Raw genomic sequence first — 21,009 nt, forward strand, 5'->3', positions numbered from 1 at the left:
CAGCCGTGCTCACCCCGGCCGGTTCCTCCCGGTCAGGGGCGGACGATGGTGTGGAGGGTCAGCGACTCCTCCTGCAGGTCCTGCCAGCTGCTGAGATTTCCGGAGAGCACCGCCACGCTGCCGGTGGGCATGCCGATCCGGGCCTGGGCGATCGCGCTCGCGTCCGATTCGTCGCCCGCGAGGGCCGAGGCGAGGGTCGAGATCGTCGGCTCGTGACCGACGACCAGCACCACCGGCAGATGAGCATCGACGCCGTGCACGAGGGCGAGGACTTCTGCCGCGCCTCCGGTGTAGATCTCCTCGTGGAACGAGACCTGTCCGTCGAAGCCGGGCATCTTCGTGGCCACGGAGTCCCATGTCTGCAGGGTCCGCTGTGCGTCGGAGACCAGCACCTGGGCGACCTGCACGCTCTGTGCGGCGAGGTACTCCCCCACCAGCTGCGCCTGGGTGACGCCCTTCTCGGCCAGGGCGCGGTCGTGGTCCGGCTGACCGGATCCGCTCTCCGCCTTCCCGTGGCGCATCAGGAGGAGCAGGCGACTGTCAGGGTCGGAAGATGACATGGAGGTGCGTTCACGCCTTAGGAAATCGATGGTGAGGGAACGGGTTCAGTGTCCCATGCCGAGGCCGCCATCGACCGGGATCACGGCTCCCGAGATGTACGCCGCATCATCGCTCGCCAGGAACGCGACCGCCTTGGCGACCTCGGTGGGGTCCGCGAAACGGCCTGCCGGGATGGCCTTGCGGTACGAGGCCTGGAGATCTTCCGAGAGCGCCTGTGTCATCTCGGTGTCGATGTACCCGGGAGCCACGACGTTCGCGGTGATGCCGCGGGAGCCGAGCTCGCGCGTCAGCGCCCGGGCGATGCCGATGAGCCCGGACTTCGATGCCGCATAGTTGACCTGCCCGGGCGAGCCATACAGGCCCACCACCGAGCTGATGAGGACGATGCGGCCCTTCTTCTTGCGCATCATCGACTTGATGACCCGCTTGACGGTGCGGAAGGACCCGGTGAGGTTCGTGTCGAGGACCTTCTCGAACGACTCGTCCCCCATCCGCAGCAGGAGCTGATCGTCGGTGATGCCTGCGTTCGCGACCAGCACCTCGACCGGACCATGAGCCTCCTCCACGGCCTTGATCGCGGTGTCGAGGCTCTCACCGTCGGTGACATCGGCAGCGACGGTGAGCGCACCTTCCGGGCCACCTTCGCCGGACCTGCTGGTCACGGCCACCTTGTCGCCGCGACGGAGGAACTCCTCGGCGATCGAGCGGCCGATCCCTCGATTGCCGCCGGTGATCAGGACACTGCGCGGCTCGGTGATGGCGTCGGACATACGGACTCCTGGATGACGGATCGGGACGGGGCGGATGGTGCCACGGAGGGCTGTGCCACGCGGCGAGGGCGAATGCCTCGGCGTGTGCTCGTGCTCTACGATACGGGGCGAGACAGTGTCGGGGTCCATGGGGGAGCCCGTCCACGCACATCGCCCCGGAAGGTGCTACCCGATGGCATATCGCTTCAATCCTCCGCCGAACTGGCCGATCGACGATGCCAACTGGAGCCCGCCTCCGGGATGGCAGCCGGATCCGTCATGGGGCCCCGCCCCCGAGGGATGGAACTTCTGGGTTTCGGCCGAGCAGGCACCGGCAGCGCAGCCGGAGCAGCCGGAGACCCCCGCCGCCTCCGCGGATGACGACGCCACGCACGTCGCCTCGACGGATGAGCAGGCGGGCGAGCCGGCCCCCGCCGAGGAGCCGATTGCTCCTGAGGAGCCTGCCGCTGCCGCAGCGCCGGAGCCCGCGGGCCAGTACGGGATGATGAACCCCTATGGGGCGGCGCCTGAGCAGGACGTCGCGCAGCCCGCAGCTGAGAGCCCGGCGCCCACCGGGCGCCATGCCGCAGAGCCTGCGGCTGAGGCCGCGGACGATGCCACCCATGTCACCGATTCCGGAGAGCGCGACGACGTCGCCGCTGCCGCCGAGGAGCCGGTCGCGAAGGAGGGCGGCTCCGCGGAGACCGCTGAGTACCAGGGCCCGGATCTCGATGCCGGGCTCGCACAGCAGGCCCCGTACGAGACCGATGACAGCCAGCAGAGTGCCGGGTTTGGCGCAGCTGCGGGTGGTGCCGCGGCGATGGGCGGCGCAGCAGCTGCCCAGGGCCATCCGGAGGAGCCCGGACAGGGGTACGGCCAGGCATCCCCCGCACCGGGCTACGGTCAGGCTTCCCCTGCACCGGGGTACGGCCAGGCTTCCCCTGCACCGGGGTACGGCCAGGCTTCCCCTGCACCGGGGTACGGCCAGGGGTCTCCTTCCCAGGGCTATGGCCAGGCTTCCCCCGCTCAGGGCTACGGTCCCACGTCCGGTCCGGAGTACCCGGGCCAGGGTTCTGCTTCCGACTACCCTGCCCAGGGCTACGGCCAGCAGTCCCCGGCGTCGACTCCGGGTCCGCCTGGACCGCCTCGACCGGAGCCGGTGAGCCCCCGAAGAAGGGCATCATCCAGCGCTTCTGGTGGGTCGGCTGCCTCTTCGTCCTGCTGCTGGTCCTGGCGCTGATCGCCGTGGGTGGCTTCGTCCTGTTCAACCGCTCCGGCGGGGAAGAGGCCAAGGGCGACGGTCAGACCACCACTCAGGAGGAGACCACCGAGGAGGAGACCTCCGCGGAGGAGGATCCGGCCACGGAGGAGACCACCGAGGAAGAGACTCCCTGGCCCACGGATCTGCCCACCATCGACCCCGAGGCGGAGAAGGAAGCCGTCAACATCGTGGGAACCGACGGCACGGGCACCATGGCCGTGCACATGGCTTACGTGCCCGCGAGCGATCTCGAGCGGAGCTACGGCGGCGCGATGGACGAGCCCGAGAACGGGGACGAGTACCTCGTCCTCACCGCCAAGCTCACCGTCGCCGAGGGCGAGCTCAGCCTGAACCCGCACCAGTTCAGCGTCAACACCCCCTACGGCGGAAGATCTCGCCCGCCTCCGCGACCTTCGGACTGGCGGGCTCCGGCACCGATGGACCGATGGACTTCAAGGCCGGGGACGAGTACACCATGAAGATCCTCTTCGACGTCCAGCGTGCTGGTGGTCTCACGCTCGACTTCAACACCTACACCGACAACTACTCCTGGGACGTCCCTGCGTGACCCAGGGCCAGCGCTTCAACCCTCCGCCGAACTGGCCGGAGCCGCCCCATGACGGATGGCTCCCGCCAGCGGACTTCCGACCCCAGCACACCTGGGGCCCGGTGCCGGCGGGGTGGAGGCTATGGCTGAAGGAACACTCGGCGGTCCGGGGCGCGGCACCGCTGCAGGACTCCGAGGACGTCCCTGCCAGCGGTGCCCGCCCGCGGAACCGGGTGGATCAGTACCCCGTCGCTGTCCTGAACCCGGGGATGTGGACGGAGAACCACCTCCAGGCGGAGGACTACGGCTTCCCTCCCGCGAAGCAGCGCACCCAGCGCCCGCGGTTGAGGCTCGGGATGACGATCGGCGTGACCGTGCTCGGCTTCGTGATCGCCGCGCTCACCGCGATCATGTTCGTGATGCTGGTGGACTTCGCCGTCGAGGATCTCGCCACGGTCCTGGGCGAGGCCGCTGGGCACCTGCATCTCGCTGTGCCGGGGCCCGAGGCGGCTGCTGCCGCACCGGTCGCCGAATGACGGGACGTTCCGCCCGCCGGGAGATCCTGTTCAGCCGCGAGACCCTGGTGGGACTGGTGGCTGTGCTGGTCCTGGCCGGCGTCTGTGTGCTGCTGGGCCTGTGGCAGTACGGACGCTACGAGGATCGGCGCGATGAAGCTGCGGTGGTGAACAGCAACTACGAGGCGGCCCCCGTTGCCCTCGACGAGGTGCTGCCCGATGTGGAGCAGCCTCTCGCAGCGGAGCACGCCTGGGCGCCGGTGACGCTGCATGGCAGCTACTGCACCGATGCCGACTGCGTCCTGTACGTGCGCAACCGCCAGCTCTCCGGTGAGGTCGGGTTCTGGCAGCTGGTGCCGTTCCGGGCCGACGACGGCACCACCCTCCTGGTGGTGCGCGGCTGGGTGCCGCAGGACAAGGACGAGTCTGCGCCTGCTGACCCGGCCGCGGTGCCCGAGGGTGATATCTCCGTCACCGTGCGCATGCGCCATGCCGAGCCCGTGCTGGATCGGGAGCCTCCGCAGGGTCAGACCCACTCGGTCAATCCGCGCCAGTCCGCCGGGCTGATGGGCGTGGACGACTCCGAGCTGGTCGCCCAGGCGTACGGGGAGCTGGCCGAGGAGGACCCGGCCGCTGAACGGCCCACTGCCCTGCCCTCCCCCGACACCGGGCTCGGCCCGCATCTCTCCTATGCCTTCCAGTGGTGGATCTTCGCGCTGTTCTTCCCCGGCGCTCTGATCTACCGCACCCGCCGGCTGTTCCTGGACGTCGCGGAGGATGAGCAGCGGCAGCAGGACCCTGCGCAGGAGGAGCCCGGCGGCGAGAGCCTGCGCAGCACCACGATTCCGACACGGACACGGCGCGAGCCGGCGAGGAGCCCGCCTCCTCACCGCGAGGCCCGTCCCGACGACCCAATGACCATCGTCCCCGCCGTGCGGTCCGCGCCCGGCGCCGGGGCCAGGACGAGGAGGAAGAGGATGCCCTCATCGATCAGCAGGCGCCGTGAGCGCGCAGCCGCGCCGAGCTCGAGGTTCCTGCCCGGCCCCAGGCCGCGCCGGATCGCCCATCGAGGACTCGCCCTCGACGGGGCGGAGAACACCATGCGCGCCTTCGAGGACGCTCTCGCGGCCGGCGCCGACATGCTCGAGACCGACACCCGGGCCACACAGGACGGGCTGGCGCTCGCCTTCCACGACGAGGACCTGCTGCGCGTCGCGGGCGATGAGCGACGCATCGAAGAGATCAGCGCCCGCGAGGCCGGCTCCATCCGACTCGCGGGCGATGAACCGCTCGCGATGCTCGAGGACGTGCTGGCGACCTTCACCGACGTCCCGATCAACGTCGACATCAAAGCCTCGTCGGCGATCGGGCCCGCGGTCGCGGCCATCGCCCGCACCCGCAGCGCGGACCGGATCTGCGTCGCGGGCTTCGACGGCGACGTGGTCCGCAAGACCGTCGCCACGATCCAGGCGGCCACCGGCGTGCTGCCGGTGCGCAGCCCTTCTCGGGGCGTCATCGGGAGCTTCCTCGCGGCCCGCGCCGTCGAATCCCCGCAGGCCGTCATCCGTCGGATCCTCGCGCCCTACGGGGCGCTCCAGGTGCCTCCGACCTACAGAGGCGTCCCGGTGGTGACCGAGGCCAACGTCGCCGCGGCCCACCGCGCGGGGTGCGAGGTGCACGTCTGGACCATCGACGATGCCCCGACCATGCAGGATCTGCTGGTCAAGGGCGTGGATGGTATCATCACCAATCGGGTCGATACGCTCTCCGAGCTGCTCGACAGCGCCTGAGACTCGAGAGTGCTCCCAGGCTCGGGAACATTCCCGGCCCCGTGCGCGTTGGCACCTTCGGGTGCCACCACCCCACAGACCTCATCGGACGGCACCCCGTCCGACCCCCATCCCCGGCAGGAAGCGAGAACCGCATGAACAGCCGCAGCCTCCGAGGCACCCGACTGGGCTCCCTCTCCATGGAGACCGACGAGGGCGTCCTCGCCGCACCGCGCCAGGAGGCCGTCTACGACTGCCCCAACGGCCACAACATCGTCCTCCCGTTCTCGGTCGAGGCCGACGTCCCGGCCGTCTGGGAGTGCCGCTGCGGCGCCTCCGCGCTGCTGCGTGACCATGAGCGTCCCGAGGTGAAGCCCGGCAAGCCCGTGCGCACCCACTGGGACATGCTGCTCGAGCGGCGCAGCGAGGAGGACCTGCAGGTGCTCCTCGATCAGCGCCTCGCACTGCTCCGCGCCGGAAAGCTCCACCAGCGCCGCAATCTCTGAACACGCTCAGCACGCGACAGCGCCCCCGTTCCGCCTCTCGGCGGAGCGGGGGCGCTTCCGTGGGACCTCTCAGTCCTGGGTGATCGTGGGCGGCGTGCCGTTCTCGCCCCGCGGAGGATCTGCGGGGCTGTTGTCGAGGATGATCTCCCCGTCGATCACGCCGGTGCCGGAGCGACGGTAGAGCACCGTGCGGGCACCCTCGGAGCCGCTGCTGAGCCCCATCGCCTTGACTGATCGGCGCTGGACGGGGGTCAGCAGCAGGACCAGCCCGATGAGATCGGTGAGGATCCCCGGGAAGAAGAAGAACAGTGCGGACAGCAGCGTGAACGCGGGACGGGAGAGGTGGTCCTGGACGTCGCCGCGGCCGCGCACGGCCCGGATCAGCGAGCGCAGTCGCACGAACGACTGCTGACCGGCGGCGACCAGCAGGGCGACCCCGATCACCCAGCCGATCGCGATGATCAGCACCGACCACCACAGGCTCGTGTTGATGCCGATCAGCACCAGGATGGTGAGCTCGAGCAGTCCCAGCAGGACGATCGCGAAGGGAACGACGGATCCCCAGCGGGAGCGGGCGCGCCCGGTGTCGGTGCCGTCTGCGGAAGGGCGTCCGGAGGCGTCAGGCCTGCTGCGCTGCTGTGCGGCCATGGGTGGCTCCCTTCCTGCGACGACGAATCCGTTCAGCCTAACGCAGGGCCTTGCGCAGAGGCTGGGTGCGCCGTGCCAGTCCCCAGAGCGTGACCTTGACCAGCGCCTCGCGGACGATGCCCGAGGACATCTTGCTCGCCCCTTCGGTGCGCTCGTCGAAGTCGATCGGGACCTCCCTGATCACGGCCCCCAGATCCCGGGCGCGCCGCGTCATGTCGACCTGGAAGCAGTAGCCCTGCGAGGCGATGTCGTCGGAGACGAGGCGTTCGAGCAGCTCGGCGCGGAACACCCGGAAGCCGGCGGTCGCATCGGATACGCCGAGGCCCATGAGCACGCGCACGTAGAGGTTCGCGCCGCGCGAGAGCAGCTGCCGGTGCAGGGGCCAGTCGTGGACCGCACCACCGGGGACCCAGCGCGAGCCGATCGCGAGGTCGGCGCCGCGACGGACCGCCTCGAGCAGGCCGGGCAGCTGCTCCGGGCGGTGGGAGGCGTCCGCGTCCATCTCTCCCAGCAGCCGGTATCCGCGTTCGAGGCCCCAGGCGAACCCGGCCAGATAGGCCGGGCCCAGGCCCTGCTTCCCCGCGCGGTGCAGCACATGCACCGCCGGATCCTGCGCAGCGATCGACTCCGCCCACTGCCCGGTGCCGTCCGGTGAAGAGTCGTCGACCACCAGCACGTGGGCCTCGGGCACTGCGGCACGGAGACGGGCCAGTGTGCCCGGCAGCGCCTCACGCTCGTCATAGGTGGGGATCACGATGAGCGTCGGCGGCAGGGGGCGTGGGAGGGATGCATGGTCACTGACCTCGAGCTCGGCGGACGGTGCGGGGGCGAGGGCCCGGCGGTCGGTGGACAGTGCGAGCAGCAGCCCCACCATGCCCAGGGCGGCGATCCCCACCGAGATCCATGGCCCGGCGGCGACCGCAGGGGTGATGCCGGTGCGCAGGGGGACGTCAGCCATCAGCACGCCCTCCTCCCAGTGGTCGACGAAGTCGATCTGACGCCCTTCGGGGCTGAAGATCGCCGAATGACCCACGGTGGAGATGTGCACGACGCTGCGGCCGGACATCACCGCCGACACCTTCGCCTGGGCAAGCTGCTGGATCGCCTCATGCGAATCGCCGAACAGCGCGTTGTTGGACTGCACGACGATCACCTCGGCGCCGTCATCGACGATGTCCTGGACGAGGGCGTCATAGGCGATCTCGAAGCAGATCAGGATCCCGACCCGGCCCTCACCCTGATCCAGTGCGGCCAGGTCCATCACCCCGACCTCCTCGCCGGCGATCATGTCCAGCGAGACCAGGTCGACCTTGTCGGTGACCATGCGGAACACGTCCCGCATCGGGATGAACTCGCCGAAGGGCACGGGGTGGCGCTTGGAGTACTGGTAGGGCGTGGTCTGCTCGGGAGTGAACAGCACCGACTGGTTCAGCCGCTCCGTCTCCCCCACCCGGGTCTGGGTGCCGACGAGGATGGGCGCCCCGGCGTCCTGCGCCGCGGAGGTCAGCTGGGAGGCCAGGTGCGGGTCCTGCCGCGGGTCCCAGCCGGTCGAGTCCTCGGGCCAGACGATCAGATCCAGCTCGGCCCCCTTCTCCGCTGCCGTGTCGATGGTCGTGCGGGTGACGGCGAGATGGTTGTCGAAGACGTCGTCGGGCATCGTGTAGGAGACCGGGTCGATCCCGTCCATCGATCCCTGGATCGCGGCGATCGTCATCGTCGGCCGGTCGCTGGGCGCCCGGTTCTGGGGATACGGGACCACCACGGTCACCAGCACCGCGGCGACCGCGACAGCGCAGGGCCAGACCCCGGAGAAGCCGGTCAGGCCGCGTCGCCGCCTGCCCAGCAGGGCGAGTGCGCCGAACAGCAGCAGCTGACCCATCAGGGCGACGACGAGGGCGAGCCCGGCCATCCCGATCCAGGGCGCCAGGTTCAGCAGCGGGGAATCTGCCAGGGCGAAGGCGCTCGCGCCCCAGGGCAGCCCTCCCCAGGGGGCGCTGCTGCGCAGGGTCTCCACCCCGACCCAGAGCGCGGAGACGAACAGGGCGGTCGTGACGCACAGGCCGCGGCGCACCATCACGGTGCGGGCGAGCAGCCCGAACAGAACGATATAGAGGGCCTCGAACAGCCCCAGCGCGATCCAGGGCATCGAGCCGGCGTAGGTGCTCGCCCACTGGGTGAGCGGGATGAAGAATGCCGCACCCCACATCAGGGAGACCAGGACGGCCAGCCGGGCGGAACGCACCAGCAGCCCTGCCCCGAGCAGCGCGATCGCCACCGGGAGCAGCATCCACATGCCGTACGGAGGGAAGGCCAGCAGGGCGCAGAACCCGCCGAAGCCGCCGCACAGCAGTGCGACGGGCCATGGGGTGGGATCGAACTCGTCACGCGGCCGACGACCGCGCGCGGCTTCGCCGTCGTGGCCCGGGCGGTCGCCGTCATGCGCCGTCCTGCTGGAGCCTGTCGTGGACGATGCGGCCGTCCACCACCGTGCGCAGCGCGCGCGGGGAGCCCTGGTCGAAGTCCGGCAGCAGCGGGGTGCGGGAGCGTGGGTCGGTGGACCAGCTGTCGACCCGTTCGGCATGGGAGCGGACGGTGAGGTCCCACGGCTCCCAGAGCACGAACGTCGCCTCGATCCCCGTCTGGAGCGTCCCGGGATGACGGTGCCCGGCCACGCGCTGCCCGCCGCGCGAGGCGGCGAGGAACGCGGCCCGGTCGCTGATGCGCTGGGGAGCAGGGCTGGTGCGGGCCGCGCCGCGCACCCAGTCCCACGGATCGGCGGCGGCGGGCTCACCGGCGGAGCCGAAGGCGAGGGGCGTGCCATCGGCGAGCAGATCCAGGTAGTCGGCGCTCTCGGTGACCGGAGCCACGACGCGCACCCCTTCGCGCATACCGGTGGGGCCCGGCAGTCGCAGCACGATTCCGAGCGACGCGGCCTGGGCGTCCTGGGAAGCGGGCGGTGCGGAACCGTCCGGGGTGGCGGCGGCGTCGACGAATCCGGGGTGACGAGGCAGCCTGTGGCGTCCACGTGGAGGGCGTCCCCGTGGAGCACGTGGGCGGTGTCCTCAGGCCCGGTCCAGGCGATCAGGCCATCGGCGACGAGCATCGCCGAAGCCTCGGGATCGTTCGCGCTGTACAGCACGATGCCGGTGTAGAGGGTCGGCGGGGCAGTCTGCCCGGGGGCGGTCGCAGAGAAGTCGTTCTTCGGCACGTCCCCCAGCTTCTCGCGTCCGCCTGGGAGAACGCTCATCGGTCGATCTCCTGGGCCACCAGCCCGCGGCGCACGGCCCTGATCGCCTCCCGGGCGACGCGTCCGAGCTCCTCGTCGGCGGTGAGCTGATCGAGCAGGTCGATCACCTGACGGCAGTGCCGCACGAAGTCCCCGGGCGGCAGATCGTTGCCCTCGAGCGCGGCGGCGAGGTGCATCCCCTGGGCCCAGCGGTGCACGATCGCGGCGATCGCGGGATCCGGGGAGCTGGTGGGGGTGATCCCGTGGCGAGTCTCCGCGGACTGCAGACGTGCGGCGATGCGGGTGGAGGCCTCCAGTGCGACGCCGACGGCGGGCTCGGGGATCATCTCCGGGGCGCGGTCGTCCCGGCGCGTCTCGTGGACGGCGGCGGAGACCACCGCTGCGAGCCCCGCGGGCGTCAGTCCCGCCCAGGCCCCGTGCTCGAGGCATTCGGCGATCAGCAGGTCACGGTCGCTGAACAGGCGCCGTAGCCGCAGGCCGCTGGCCGTGGGGCGCAGCTCCTGCTCCAATCCCTCCTGCTCGGTCGGTCCGGTGCGCTCGAGATAGCCGAGCTCGACGAGCAGGTCCGTGAGGCGATCGAACTGGCGGGCCAGCGAGCTGGTGCGTCCCCGGATACGGCGGTGGACGCCCTCGAGCTCCGCGCGGGACTTGCGCCAGCGACCCACCCAGCGCAGATGGGACTCGAGGTCCGGGCAGTCGGAGCAGGGATGGGCGTCCATCCGTTCGCGGAGCGCGAGCAGCTGTTCATCGGTCGCAGCGGTCGAGGGGGTGCGTCCGGCGCGCCGGCGCACCTCCTGCCGGGCGTCATCGTCCTGTCCGGCGAGGCGCTGTCGCAGTGCGGTGGCGGTGTCCTTGCGCACCTTGCCGCTGCCGAGGGAGTCCTGGCGCGGCAGGCGGAGGGTGTCGATCACCGCGGGGGTGAGGGCACGTCCCCGGGGCGGAGGCTGCGACGCCGGCCCTCGGTGTCCAGCAGATCCACCTGGGGGCCGCCGAGCACGGCACGATCCACGTCCAGCACCACGGCGTAGCCCCGACGCTTCCCGCCGGGCAGCGCGATCACCTCGCCGCGACGGAGGTCCCCGAGCACGGTGCGGGTGCGATCCCTGTCCGCGGCCGCACGGGCTCGCGCGAGGGTCTTCTCCCGTTCGGCGACCTGCTCCTGGATCTCCGCATACTCCAGCAGGTCACCGCGATCGCAGGTCACCGCGTCGCGATAGGACGCGACCGTGTCCTCGATCTCCCGGGCGCGACGGGCCAGCCCCACCACGGAGCGGTCCGCCTGGAACTGGGCGAAGCTGGTCTCGAGTGTCTCGCGGGCGCGGGCGAGATCGAAACGGTCCAGCAGGTTCACGGCCATGTTCGGGGTGGGACGGAACGCCGAGCGCAGCGGATAGGTGCGCTTCGAGGCGAGCGAGGCCACGGCCGGGGCGTCGAAGCGGGGGCCGCCCACGACCACCGCATGCCCCTCGGTGTCGATCCCGCGCCGTCCCGCACGGCCCGTGAGCTGGGTGAACTCGCCCGGTGTGAGGTCGGCGTGCTCGACCCCGTTGAACTTCACCAGCTTCTCGAGCACCACCGAGCGGGCAGGCATGTTGATGCCCAGGGCGAGGGTCTCGGTCGCGAAGACGACCTTGATCAGCCCGCGTGCGAAGAGATGCTCGACCACCGTCTTCAGCAGCGGCAGCATCCCCGCGTGGTGCGCGGCGTAGCCGTCCATCACCGCCCGTCGGAAGGCGGTGATGCCGAGCACCTCCTCGTCCTCGACGCCGATCCCTGCGAGCTCATCATCGAGCACGGTGCGGATCTCCCGACGTTCCGCGTCATCGGTCAGGCGCAGGCGCGCGCGTGCGCACTGCTGCACCGCGCCCTCGCATCCCGCGCGCGAGAAGATGAACATGATCGCGGGCAGCAGTGCGGCGTCATCGAGCAGCTCCACCACCTCCGGCCGACGCATCGGCCGCTGGGCCCCGCCCGGGCCTCCCCGGCGTGGGCGCCGCCGCGGGGACCCTCCCGATGATCGTTGCGACGTGCGTCATCGCCGGGGTGCCCACCGCCACCGCGCCCCTTGCGCCTGTGCGGCGGCCGGTGCTGCCCGGAGCCCCGCGGGCGGTGACGCCCGCTGGTGCCCCTGCGCCCCCGATACCCCTTGCCGCGCGCCCGCCGGAGCGCTCATCGACCGGCAGCGAGAAGGAGGTGATCCGCTCGATCTGCGGGTTCACCTGCCGGTCGCTGCGGGCTCCGGGGCCCTGGGAGACCACGGCCTCGCCGTCGGCGTCGACGAAGAGGTCCAGCAGCTCGTCCCCGACGATGACGTGCTGCCACAGCGGCACCGGCCGGGTCTCGGAGACGATGATGTCGGTGCTGCCGCGGACCTCCTGCAGCCAGGCGCCGAACTCCTCCGCGTTGGAGACCGTCGCGGACAGCGAGACCAGCTGCACCGAGCGGTCCAGGTGGATGATCACCTCTTCCCACACCGGCCCGCGCAGGCGGTCGGCAAGGTAGTGCACCTCATCCATCACCACGAACCCGAGACCCTCGAGGAGGTCGGAATCCGCGTACAGCATGTTGCGCAGCACCTCGGTGGTCATCACGACCACGTCCGCGTCGGGCCGGATCGAAGTGTCGCCGGTCAGCAGCCCGACCCGGTCGGAGCCGAGCAGTCCACCAGCTCCTCGAACTTCTGATTCGACAGCGCCTTGATCGGGGCGGTGTAGAAGACCTTGTGGCCGCGGGCCAGCGCCAGATGGACCGCGAACTCCCCGACCACCGTCTTGCCGGCGCCGGTGGGGGCCGCGACCAGCACCGAGCTGCCGCGCTCGAGCGCGCGCCCGCCGGCCAGCTGGAAGTCGTCGAGTTCGAAGGGATAGCGGTCCCTGAAGGCGGCCAGCTCGGCGGCGGGCTGCTCGTCCTGCTGCGCTGTCCTCCATCGGGCGTAGCGGTCTGCGGGTGAGGTCATGGCGTTCCTCCGCTGTAGTCGGCGCCCCCAGGAGCGCCCGGCAGGTCCGCGAGCAGGCGGACCGCGCCGGGCAGCACCCTGGCGGTCAGGGGCAGCACCGCGCGGGGCTCGCCGTCCGCGTAGGCGCGGACGGAGCGGCCGTGACGAAGCCCCACGGTCACCTCGCGCACCGGGGTGATGTCGACGGCGTCCAGCGTGGTGTGGGTGCCCTTGTAGACGCGGGGGAAGAGCCGCAGCAGCTGCCTGCGCCCGATGCCGGAGACCGAGACGAGCTCCAGCGCGCCGTCGTCGATCCGAGCGTCGGGAGCGATCCTCATCCCGCCGCCGAAGATCCCGGAGCTGCACAGGGTCAGGATCGTGGCATCCAGCTCGATCCGCTCACCGCCGTCGATCTCCAGCCAGTAGGGCAGGGGCGAGAAAGCGGGCAGCTCGCGCATCATCGCGGCGGTGTAGCGGACCGTGTGCCCGGCCCGGGAGCCGTTTGCCCGCTCGTTGACCAGTGCATCGAAACCGAAGTTGACGTTGCCGAGCGCGAGCGACCGGTGCGGCAGCGCGTGCTCGCCGGCGGCGAGGATCTCGATCGCGTCGATCGTCACCACCGGGCGCGACAGCGCGTGCAGCAGCGCACGGGTGGACTCCTCCGGATCGTTGACGGTCAGCCCCAGAGCACGGGCGAAATCGTTGCCGCTGCCCGCCGGGACGATGCCGAGCCGCACAGCGGAGCCCGCCACGATCTCGGCCCCGAGCGAGACGGTGCCGTCCCCGCCCACGACGACCAGGGCGGTCAAGGAGTCACGGATCTCCAGCGCACGGGCCCGGGCGACGTGCGCGGAGGGGCCGGAGAGATCCACCACGGAGATCCCCGCCAGGCGCAGCAGGTGTCCCACCTGGCGACCGACCCGGTGGGCGGTCCCCTGGGCCGCCGTCGGATTGGCGAGCAGGCCCACGCGGAGCCTGCTCACCGCCCGTCCTCGTCGGCGTCGTCCAGGCTGGACGGGCCGTCGATCTTCTCCACCTCGTCATCGATCCGGCTGGCCTCGTCGTCCCCGAGATCCTCGTCGCCGCTCTTGCGGGCCGCGCGACGATCATGGATCAGCGAGATCACGATCGCGCCGAAGAAGAGGCTCGCGATCGCGGCGGACATCGCGATCAGGGTGAAGGGCTCGGGCGTCGGCACCATCACGGCGGTGAAGGCGAAGCTGAGGAAGATGATCCAGCGCCACGCCTTGAGCATCGCCTTGCCGCTGACCAGGCCCATGAAGTTCAGCAGCACCATGACCACCGGGATCACGAAGGCGACGCCGAAGGCGAGCATGGTCTTGATCAGCAGGGCCAGGTACTGGTCGTACGGGATGATCTGCGAGGTCGCACCCTCGGTGGGGGTGAAGCTCATCAGCACCGGCACGAGCTGGTTCACGGCCCAGTAGCCGGCGACGCAGCCGAGGAAGAACAGCGGGATCGCGCTGCCGAAGAACCCGATCGCGTACTTGCGCTCGTTCTTGTGCAGGCCCGGCATCACGAACAGCCAGATCTGCGCGATGATCATCGGGGAGGACAGGATCAGGCCGATGTACGCAGCCATCTGCAGCTTGACGTTCAGCCCCTGGCCCACGCCCTGGAAGTTGATCAGCGCCTGGAGGTCGGAGTCCTTGCCCGCGGCCTCGATCGGTGCCTTGACGGCATCGAAGACCCAGGGGAACAGGAACCAGCCGACGATCGAGAGCAGCAGCACGGTGATCGCACTGATCATCAACCGGTTGCGGAGCTCGATGAGGTGCTCGCCGAGGGACATGCGGCCCTCGGGGTCCCTGCCCAGATTCTTCGCGGGCTTCGCCGCGGATCCTTCGCGTCCCTGCGTATCACTCGCCACGGATCTGCTTCCTCCCAGCGCTCCGGGCCCGTGCGGTCACCCGCGCGGACCCGCTGTCGACGACGCGTTCTGCGTCGAGATGCTCAGTCGCGACGGTAGGAGTCGTCATCCTCGTTCGCACGGATCGGCTCACGATCGCGTTCGGCGTCATCACGGGGTCGTACTCGCGCTCATCACGGGCGCGGCGGTCGTCGGCGCGGTCATCGCGCGGCCGAGCGGCACGGGTGGGACGCTCGTCATCCTCGTCCTCGGAGCCCTTCTCGTCGCCGCGCAGCTCCTCGACCTCGCTCTTGAAGATGCGCATCGACTTGCCCATGTTGCGGGCGAGGCCCGGGAGCTTGTTGGCCCCGAACAGGAGGATCACGAGCACGATCAGCAGGACGATCGCCCAGGGGTTGCGGAAGAAGTTCATGGAAGTCCCTTTCAACAGCGCCACGAGACAGCGCGGGCGCACCTATCATCCCACAGCGGACTGGGCGCCGGACGGGCCACCCCGGTGGCGGCTCGGCCCACCGCACGGCGGGTCGTCCCAGGGTAACGGCTCCTAGGACGTGTGACGTACCACTGCGTCCCGCGCCACGGTCACGATCGTGTCTCTGAGACCGTCCGGGAGAGCACCTCGGCGGCGCCGGCGGATTCCAGCACCGCGTCCACCAGCGGCGCCAGTAGCGGGGAGTCCAGCCGGGCGTAGGTGGTGTCCTCTTCGCCGTCGCGCAGGGAGGCTGCCCCGAACGATTCGGCGATCCAGTGTCCGGCAGGTTCGAGGCGGAGCCAGACCTCGCCGTCGACCCTTCCCGCGAGCGCGGCACCTCCCCGGCGTCCGCGTGGCTCATCGCCGTGCCGGCAGGCAGGATCTCGACGATCCGGTCCAGGCGGAATCTGCGCTCGGCACCGGCCAGCTCACAATCCGCCAGCAGGTAGGACCTCGCGCCACCGGTCTCGATGCGCAGCGGACGGATCCGGCGCACGCTGGTGCCGGGCCGATCGGAGGAGGAGTACCGGATGGTGAGCGAGGAGCCCTCGGCGTCCGTCTCGGCATGCAGTGCGGCCTGCACGGCGGCAAGGACCGCCTCGGCGCGATCCGCGGTGCGGGCGGCCATCTCATCGGCGCTGAGCGCCTCGGCGAGCTCGGTGCGGGTGGGGGCCCGCGCCGGATCGGCGGGCGCGTCGTGCATGCCGGCGAGCAGCTTCTCCCGCGCTCCGGCGACGATCTCCTCGGTCCGGCCCGCGACGGGCTCGAGGGCCGCGAGCCCGGCCAGCAGGGCGGTGATCTCCACGGCGCTGAGGCTCAGCGCGCGGCGCAGCGGTTCGGCATTGCGCACGCGCACCGTGCCGTGCTCCCACTCCGCCTCGATCAGGTCCTCCCAGCCCGCGCCCATGTCACCGCAGACGAAGAGCACCTGGAGGTCCGTCACGAGCTGCTTCTCGCTGATGTCGAGCGCCTCGGCGAGTTCCGACAGATCGGCTTCGCCCCGGCTCATCACGTAGGACGCTGCGGAGATCAGCCGGGAGAGATGATCACCGCTCTGCGGCGTGAGCCGGATGCGCGGCGAGGGGCGCGCGGGGGCGCTCTCGAGCATCGAGAGATCAGCCTGTCGTTCGTGGAGATCGGCGATGGTGCGCAGCACCTGCGCGAGCTCCTCCCGCCACGGCGAGGGCTCGATCAGCTCGACCCAGCGGATGTCGCCCAGCAGCAGGCGACGTGCGGCCGGGCGCGGGAGGCTCGGCAGGACCAGCTGCTCGGCCTCCATCGCCGCACCGGCACGGTCACGCAGGGACAGCGCCTTGTAGGGGGCGGCCCGCAGCACGGCGGAGGCCCGGTCGTCGCTGTCGAGCATGCGCTCGAGGATCGCGGAGAGATCCGTGACCTCGGGACGGGCCTGCTGGGCGGCGGGGCCGTCAGCGGGGAAGGACTCGATGCGGGAAGCACGGAACAGTCGCGGCGCGGAGCGATCGCGATCCCAGCCGTACACGTACCAGTGCCCGTCGTGGACACCGACCACCCAGGGCTCGACGCGGCGCTCGGACGGGGTGCCATGGGTGCCCCGGTAGGAGAACCGCACGGAGCGGCCGGCGACGACCGCGTCCAGCAGCGGCGAGAGCACGGGGAGCGATTCGATCGCGCCGCGCGGCGTACGGCGCAGCAGATCTGGGTCGGCGTCGTGCCCGAGGCTGAGCAGCTTGGAGCGGACCCGGCGGGCCGCTCCCCGGCCGCCGCGGCATCCCAGGCGCGGCTCGCCGCGAGCAGGACGGTGTACTCCTCCGTGGTGAGATCGAGCACCGCACCGGACTGCGCCGTCTCGATCCGGTAGTACACGGTGTTCTCGTCGAGCACGTCGCGCTCGGTGGCGAGGGGCAGCCCGAGCTCGAGGATCGCCGCTTTGTCACGCTCGAACATGCGCTCCGCAGCCTGGTCCGAGACTGCATTCGCGTAATCGGGGATGACGGAGAAGAGCTTGGCGCGGTCGATCCGGCGCCGCGATCCGATCGTCATGATGACGTTGAGGAGTCTCTCCACATTCTTCGAAGCCACATGGTCAGACTAACGGGCCGAGCACCGGGAGTGGGCCGCTTGCACCCGTCGGCCCTAGGCTGGGCCCATGCTGCGATGGGAACGGGGAACCGTGAAGGACGCGCTGAGCTCCTGGCACGGTGTGGATCGGCTCGAGATCGAGCTCGAGGACGAGGCAGGCACGATCACCGCGATCGCGTACCGCGAGCTGACCGGACAGCCCCGGGTCGGTGAGCGGGTGCTGCTGAACACCAACGCCCTGCGCCGCGAGCTGGGCACCGGCGGGGACGCCATGGTGGTGGCCCGCCTCGACGTGCTGCCCGAGCCCGAGGAGATCGGCGGGCACATGGTCAAGGCCCGCTACACGCCCATGCAGACCATGGTCAACGCGCTGGATGATCCCGAAAGCGAGCACTACGAGACCATCCGCACCGCCAAGGGGATCGACGGGATGCCGGTGGTGGTCGCGGACCTCCATTCCTCGCTGCCGGCCATCATCGCGGGAATCCGGGCCGAGCGACGCTCGGCAAAGATCGCCTACGTGCACACCGACGCCGCCGCCCTGCCGGCCGCCTATTCGCGCAGCGCCGCCCGACTCCGCTCCGCGGATCTGCTCTCCGCAGTGATCAGCGCCGGTCAGTCCTTCGGGGGTGACTTCGAAGCGGTCACCGTCCACTCCGCACTGCTCGGGGCGAAGCACGTGGTGGGCGCTGATGTCGCGATCGTGATCCAGGGCCCGGGCAACCTCGGCACGGGGACCGGCTGGGGCTTCTCCGGAGTGCAGGCCGCGGAAGCGATCCATGCCGCCGCAGTGCTGGGCGGCCGGCCGGTCGCGACGCTCAGGGTCTCCGGGGCCGACGAGCGCAAGCGCCACCGAGGCCTCTCGCACCACTCCTCGACCGCCTACGGCCGCGCGCTCCTGGCACCCGTGCACCTCCCCGTGCTCCCCGGAACGACAGCCGTTACAACCCTTTTCATGAGTCCGTGCGGAAACAGGTGAAAACCACGATCCTCAAGCCGGCGAAGAAGCGGGGGTGCTGCACCACCTCATTGAGGTCGACGCCAAGGGACTGCGCGATGCGCTCGAGGAGATGCCCGTGCGGATGACCACGATGGGCCGCACCCTGGCGGAGGATCCCGCGGCGTTCCAGTACGCGGCCCTCGCCGGTCGCTGCGCCGCGACCCTCGCCGCGCGTGACTGAGACGTCAGTCCCCGCGACTGGCCTCTCCTCGTTCGCGTACGAGGCGGCGCAGAAGATGGGCCGCAGCGATCGCCCGCTGCCCGTCGTAGCGCTGCACCGCATGCAGGGCGAGGGTCGTGCCGTCCGCGAGATCGAGGTGCGCCCACGGGTCACCCATCGGGAAGCTGATCCCGATCACCTCCGGCCATTCCAGGGTGCGGGTGCGCATCAGATTGCGGACCACGAGCTCCTGGGGTCGCGCAGTGACCATCACCGAGGCCTCCAGGTGGCAGAAGACGGCCACGAGCACGCCCATGAGGAGCAGCCCGATGCGGCCGCCGAGCTGGAAGCTCGTGATCATCACTGCGCCGGCGATCATGCCGGCCATGACGATCGCGGCGCTGAGATAGGCGGCCACGCGCACTGCGCGGGGACGCAGCACGATCGTGGCATTCCCGTCCCCGTGCCCGTCCAGCGCTCCGGGGTGCTCATCGGCATCTCAGATGCGGCAGGCCTGGATCGCGGTGACCAGGATGGCGCGGGCGCCGGCGTCGTAGAGCTCGTCCATCATGCGGTGGGCGGAGCGGGTGTCCACCATCGCGCGCACCGCAGACCACTCGCCGCCGTGCAGCGGGGACACCGTCGGCGACTGCAGGCCGGGGTGATCTCGACGGCACGCTCGAGGAGCGCGGAGGGGATGTCGTAGTCGAGCATCACGTACTCACGGGCGACCAGCACACCGCGGATGCGGCGCGCGAGGACATCGAGCACGTGCGCGCCCTTCTCGTCGAGCTCCAGCCCGGGGCGCGAGAAGAGCACGGCCTGGCTGGTCATGATCGGCTCGCCGAACGGCTCCAGACCGGCCTGGCGCAGCGTCGTGCCGGTCTCGACCACATCGGCGATGACATCTGCGACGCCCAGCCGGATCGAGGACTCGACCGCGCCGTCGAGGTGCACGACCTCTGCGGTGATACCGCGCTCGGCGAGATAATCCTCGACGAGGTTCTCGTAGCTGGTCGCGATGCGTGCGCCCTGCAGCTCGGAGACGTCGGTGCGGGTCCCGGCTGGCGCGGCGAAGCGGAAGGTGGAGCGGGCGAAGCCCAGCGGCAGGATCTCATCGGCCGGGGTGCGCGAATCCAGCAGCATGTCCTGCCCGGTGATGCCGACGTCCACGGTGCCGGAGCCTACGTAGACCGCGATGTCCCGGGGGCGCAGGTGGAACAGCTCGACGTCGTTCTCCTCGTCGACCACGACGAGCTCCTTGGCCGTGCCGCGGCGGCGGTACCCGGCCTCGTGCAGCAGGTCGGCGGCGGGGTCGGACAGGGCGCCTTTGTTGGGCACGGCGATGCGGAGCACAGATCCTCCTCGGCCGGCGCAGCGGCCACGAGATGGGTGGACAGGGAGGGACGACAGAGGGGGCGGCGCGGAACGACCGCCGGGGTCAGAGCTGGCGGTAGACGTCGTCGAGGGAGATGCCCTTGGCGATCATCATCACCTGCAGGTGATAGAGCAACTGGCTGATCTCCATCGCCGCATCGTCCTTGGACTCGTACTCGCAGGCCATCCACACCTCGGCGGCCTCCTCGACGATCTTCTTGCCGATCTGATGCACGCCGGAATCGAGTTCGCGGACGGTGCCCGACCCCTCGGGTCGGGTGCGGGCCTTCTCGGTGAGCTCGGCGAACAGTGCCTCGAAATCCTTCACGCGCCCAGAGTACGCGCCCCGGCAGGTGGTCCGCTCATCGGACCGCCTGCCGGGAGGAGTCTCACTCCCGGCGCACCGTGGGATCCAGGTGGGCGGTCTCCACCGTCACCCGGGATTCATCGACATCGTGGCGTCGGCGCACGCCCCACCAGACGAAGAAGCCGACCAGGGTGAAGGCTCCGTAGAACAGGTACATGAAGGCGCTGGCGTAGTAGCCGGCGCTGAGCAGCAGGGGCACGCCGACGATGTCGACCGCCACCCAGATCAGCCAGAACTCGACCCAGCCCTTGGCCATCCCGAAGGTGGCCAGCAGGCTGCCCATGAAGATCCAGGCATCGGCCCAGACCGGCTCGTAGGAGCCGAGCATCCGGAACAGCGGGGTCAGTGCGGCGGTGCCGCCGACGAGTGCGACCAGCAGCAGGGCGCGGGTACCCCAGGAGGCCCACTGGGGCTCCACTGCGATGCCGCCCTCGTGCTTGGCCTGCTGCCAGCGCACCCAGCCGTAGACGCTGGTCGCGATGAACATGACCTGTCGTCCGGCCTGGCCGAGCAGGTCCACGGTGTTCGCGCTGCCGAACACCGAGCCCATGAAGACCGTGAGCAGCAGCAGATTGCCGACGATCCCGATGGGCCAGGCCCAGACCTTTCGTCGCATGCCGCCCAGGGCGCTGAGGAGTCCGAAGACATTGCCCAGCACCTCTCTGAGGAGGAGGAACTGTCCGCCCGCGAAATCGATTCGCGCGTCGAAGAGCCACTGCAGGAGATCCATGTCGGTCCTTTCGCCGTCGGATGCAGTGGCTCCGGGGGAAAAGGGTTCCGGCAGGGCATCACGGCGCGCGCAGAGCGCCCCGAGGACCTGCAGGACGTGCGCCTCTCATCCAGGCTGTACTGTCGGTGCCGGAATTTCACCGGCTCCACCGCCGAAGCGGGTCGCGGACTATCACCGCCGGCTCGGAATTTCACCGACCCCGGAGCACGTCAC

Annotated in this window: 24 protein-coding genes, 2 pseudogenes and 1 riboswitch; of the genes and pseudogenes, 8 read left to right on the forward strand and 18 right to left on the reverse strand. The window is 70.5% G+C overall.

Annotated features, from left to right (window positions below; all coding sequences use genetic code 11):
- Window positions 1-32 precede the first annotated feature (32 nt).
- Both H3H54_RS09395 and H3H54_RS09400 read right to left on the reverse strand, forming a co-directional pair.
- A complete protein-coding gene (locus H3H54_RS09395) occupies window positions 33-521 on the reverse strand; it encodes a histidine phosphatase family protein (RefSeq protein ID WP_262423694.1) in 489 nt (162 codons plus the stop codon).
- Window positions 522-605: 84 nt separating this feature from the next.
- Window positions 606-1,331, reverse strand: a complete 726-nt coding sequence (locus H3H54_RS09400) for a beta-ketoacyl-ACP reductase (protein WP_262423695.1) — start codon at window positions 1,329-1,331, stop codon at window positions 606-608.
- A gap of 172 nt (window positions 1,332-1,503) precedes the next feature.
- Between H3H54_RS09400 and H3H54_RS09405 the strand changes: the two genes are divergently transcribed.
- The 6 genes from H3H54_RS09405 (at window position 1,504) to H3H54_RS09430 (ending at window position 5,908) form a co-directional block, all read left to right on the forward strand.
- Entirely contained in the window at window positions 1,504-2,550 is a 1,047-nt protein-coding gene (locus tag H3H54_RS09405; RefSeq protein WP_262423696.1) for a hypothetical protein, read from the forward strand.
- A 5-nt stretch (window positions 2,551-2,555) separates the two neighbouring features.
- Window positions 2,556-3,050 (forward strand): hypothetical protein, encoded by a 495-nt coding sequence (locus tag H3H54_RS09410; protein WP_262423697.1) that lies wholly within the window; start codon window positions 2,556-2,558, stop codon window positions 3,048-3,050.
- Window positions 3,017-3,139, forward strand: coding sequence for a hypothetical protein (locus H3H54_RS09415; protein WP_262423698.1), 123 nt, complete (start codon window positions 3,017-3,019; stop codon window positions 3,137-3,139). The genes H3H54_RS09410 and H3H54_RS09415 overlap by 34 nt, the downstream gene beginning before the upstream one ends.
- On the forward strand, window positions 3,136-3,654 hold the full coding sequence (locus H3H54_RS09420; protein ID WP_262423699.1) for a hypothetical protein: 519 nt from the start codon (window positions 3,136-3,138) through the stop codon (window positions 3,652-3,654). The genes H3H54_RS09415 and H3H54_RS09420 overlap by 4 nt, the downstream gene beginning before the upstream one ends.
- On the forward strand, window positions 3,651-5,423 hold the full coding sequence (locus H3H54_RS09425) for an SURF1 family cytochrome oxidase biogenesis protein (protein ID WP_262423700.1): 1,773 nt from the start codon (window positions 3,651-3,653) through the stop codon (window positions 5,421-5,423). Before H3H54_RS09420 ends, H3H54_RS09425 begins: the two co-directional genes overlap by 4 nt.
- Before the next feature lie 134 nt (window positions 5,424-5,557).
- Entirely contained in the window at window positions 5,558-5,908 is a 351-nt protein-coding gene (locus H3H54_RS09430) for an RNA polymerase-binding protein RbpA (protein WP_262423701.1), read from the forward strand.
- A gap of 69 nt (window positions 5,909-5,977) precedes the next feature.
- Here H3H54_RS09430 and H3H54_RS09435 read toward each other — a convergent pair whose 3' ends face one another.
- From H3H54_RS09435 to H3H54_RS09485, 12 genes and pseudogenes are all read right to left on the reverse strand, one after another.
- Window positions 5,978-6,556, reverse strand: a complete 579-nt coding sequence (locus H3H54_RS09435; protein WP_262423702.1) for an FxsA family protein — start codon at window positions 6,554-6,556, stop codon at window positions 5,978-5,980.
- A 37-nt stretch (window positions 6,557-6,593) separates the two neighbouring features.
- Complete coding sequence (locus H3H54_RS09440) at window positions 6,594-7,328, reverse strand: polyprenol monophosphomannose synthase (RefSeq protein WP_262426447.1); 735 nt, start codon at window positions 7,326-7,328, stop codon at window positions 6,594-6,596.
- A gap of 225 nt (window positions 7,329-7,553) precedes the next feature.
- Window positions 7,554-8,849: pseudogene (gene lnt, locus H3H54_RS09445) on the reverse strand (apolipoprotein N-acyltransferase); the annotation flags it as partial.
- 142 nt (window positions 8,850-8,991) lie between these two features.
- Entirely contained in the window at window positions 8,992-9,471 is a 480-nt protein-coding gene (locus H3H54_RS09450; protein WP_262423703.1) for a hypothetical protein, read from the reverse strand.
- A 328-nt stretch (window positions 9,472-9,799) separates the two neighbouring features.
- Window positions 9,800-10,714, reverse strand: coding sequence for a hypothetical protein (locus H3H54_RS09455; RefSeq protein WP_262423704.1), 915 nt, complete (start codon window positions 10,712-10,714; stop codon window positions 9,800-9,802).
- Entirely contained in the window at window positions 10,711-11,739 is a 1,029-nt protein-coding gene (locus H3H54_RS09460) for a helicase-related protein (RefSeq protein ID WP_262423705.1), read from the reverse strand. The genes H3H54_RS09455 and H3H54_RS09460 overlap by 4 nt, the downstream gene beginning before the upstream one ends.
- A complete protein-coding gene (locus tag H3H54_RS19580) occupies window positions 11,723-12,391 on the reverse strand; it encodes a DEAD/DEAH box helicase (RefSeq protein WP_395962543.1) in 669 nt (222 codons plus the stop codon). The genes H3H54_RS09460 and H3H54_RS19580 overlap by 17 nt, the downstream gene beginning before the upstream one ends.
- 41 nt (window positions 12,392-12,432) lie before the next feature.
- Complete coding sequence (locus tag H3H54_RS19585; protein ID WP_395962545.1) at window positions 12,433-12,759, reverse strand: DEAD/DEAH box helicase; 327 nt, start codon at window positions 12,757-12,759, stop codon at window positions 12,433-12,435.
- Window positions 12,756-13,721, reverse strand: a complete 966-nt coding sequence (locus tag H3H54_RS09470; RefSeq protein ID WP_262423706.1) for a diacylglycerol kinase family protein — start codon at window positions 13,719-13,721, stop codon at window positions 12,756-12,758. The genes H3H54_RS19585 and H3H54_RS09470 overlap by 4 nt, the downstream gene beginning before the upstream one ends.
- Window positions 13,718-14,629, reverse strand: a complete 912-nt coding sequence (tatC, locus tag H3H54_RS09475; RefSeq protein WP_262423707.1) for a twin-arginine translocase subunit TatC — start codon at window positions 14,627-14,629, stop codon at window positions 13,718-13,720. The genes H3H54_RS09470 and tatC overlap by 4 nt, the downstream gene beginning before the upstream one ends.
- Entirely contained in the window at window positions 14,619-14,984 is a 366-nt protein-coding gene (locus H3H54_RS09480) for a twin-arginine translocase TatA/TatE family subunit (RefSeq protein ID WP_262426448.1), read from the reverse strand. The genes tatC and H3H54_RS09480 overlap by 11 nt, the downstream gene beginning before the upstream one ends.
- The gene (locus H3H54_RS09485; protein ID WP_262423708.1) at window positions 14,866-16,734 is read right to left on the reverse strand and encodes a WYL domain-containing protein; all 1,869 of its coding nucleotides are present in this window, start codon (window positions 16,732-16,734) and stop codon (window positions 14,866-14,868) included. The genes H3H54_RS09480 and H3H54_RS09485 overlap by 119 nt, the downstream gene beginning before the upstream one ends.
- Before the next feature lie 495 nt (window positions 16,735-17,229).
- On the opposite strand from H3H54_RS09485, the gene H3H54_RS09490 reads away from it, so the two are divergent.
- Both H3H54_RS09490 and H3H54_RS09495 read left to right on the forward strand, forming a co-directional pair.
- Complete coding sequence (locus H3H54_RS09490; RefSeq protein ID WP_262423709.1) at window positions 17,230-18,141, forward strand: DUF3866 family protein; 912 nt, start codon at window positions 17,230-17,232, stop codon at window positions 18,139-18,141.
- 34 nt (window positions 18,142-18,175) lie between these two features.
- Window positions 18,176-18,343, forward strand: coding sequence for a DUF3866 family protein (locus H3H54_RS09495; protein ID WP_262423710.1), 168 nt, complete (start codon window positions 18,176-18,178; stop codon window positions 18,341-18,343).
- 4 nt (window positions 18,344-18,347) lie between these two features.
- Here the strand turns inward: H3H54_RS09495 and H3H54_RS09500 are convergent, their stop codons facing one another.
- The 4 genes and pseudogenes from H3H54_RS09500 to pnuC all read right to left on the reverse strand — a co-directional run bounded on the left by H3H54_RS09500 (window position 18,348) and on the right by pnuC (window position 20,796).
- Window positions 18,348-18,764, reverse strand: coding sequence for a PH domain-containing protein (locus H3H54_RS09500; protein ID WP_316248998.1), 417 nt, complete (start codon window positions 18,762-18,764; stop codon window positions 18,348-18,350).
- Between the two features lie 57 nt (window positions 18,765-18,821).
- Window positions 18,822-19,678 (reverse strand): annotated as a pseudogene (gene hisG / locus H3H54_RS09505) (ATP phosphoribosyltransferase).
- A gap of 85 nt (window positions 19,679-19,763) precedes the next feature.
- The gene (locus H3H54_RS09510; protein WP_262423711.1) at window positions 19,764-20,027 is read right to left on the reverse strand and encodes a phosphoribosyl-ATP diphosphatase; all 264 of its coding nucleotides are present in this window, start codon (window positions 20,025-20,027) and stop codon (window positions 19,764-19,766) included.
- 61 nt (window positions 20,028-20,088) lie between these two features.
- A complete protein-coding gene (gene pnuC / locus H3H54_RS09515; protein WP_262423712.1) occupies window positions 20,089-20,796 on the reverse strand; it encodes a nicotinamide riboside transporter PnuC in 708 nt (235 codons plus the stop codon).
- Window positions 20,797-20,889: 93 nt separating this feature from the next.
- Window positions 20,890-21,007: riboswitch (FMN riboswitch) on the reverse strand.
- Between the last annotated feature and the right edge of the window lie 2 nt (window positions 21,008-21,009).

This window comes from Brachybacterium sp. Z12, from assembly GCF_014400405.1.
Lineage (GTDB): Bacteria > Actinomycetota > Actinomycetes > Actinomycetales > Dermabacteraceae > Brachybacterium.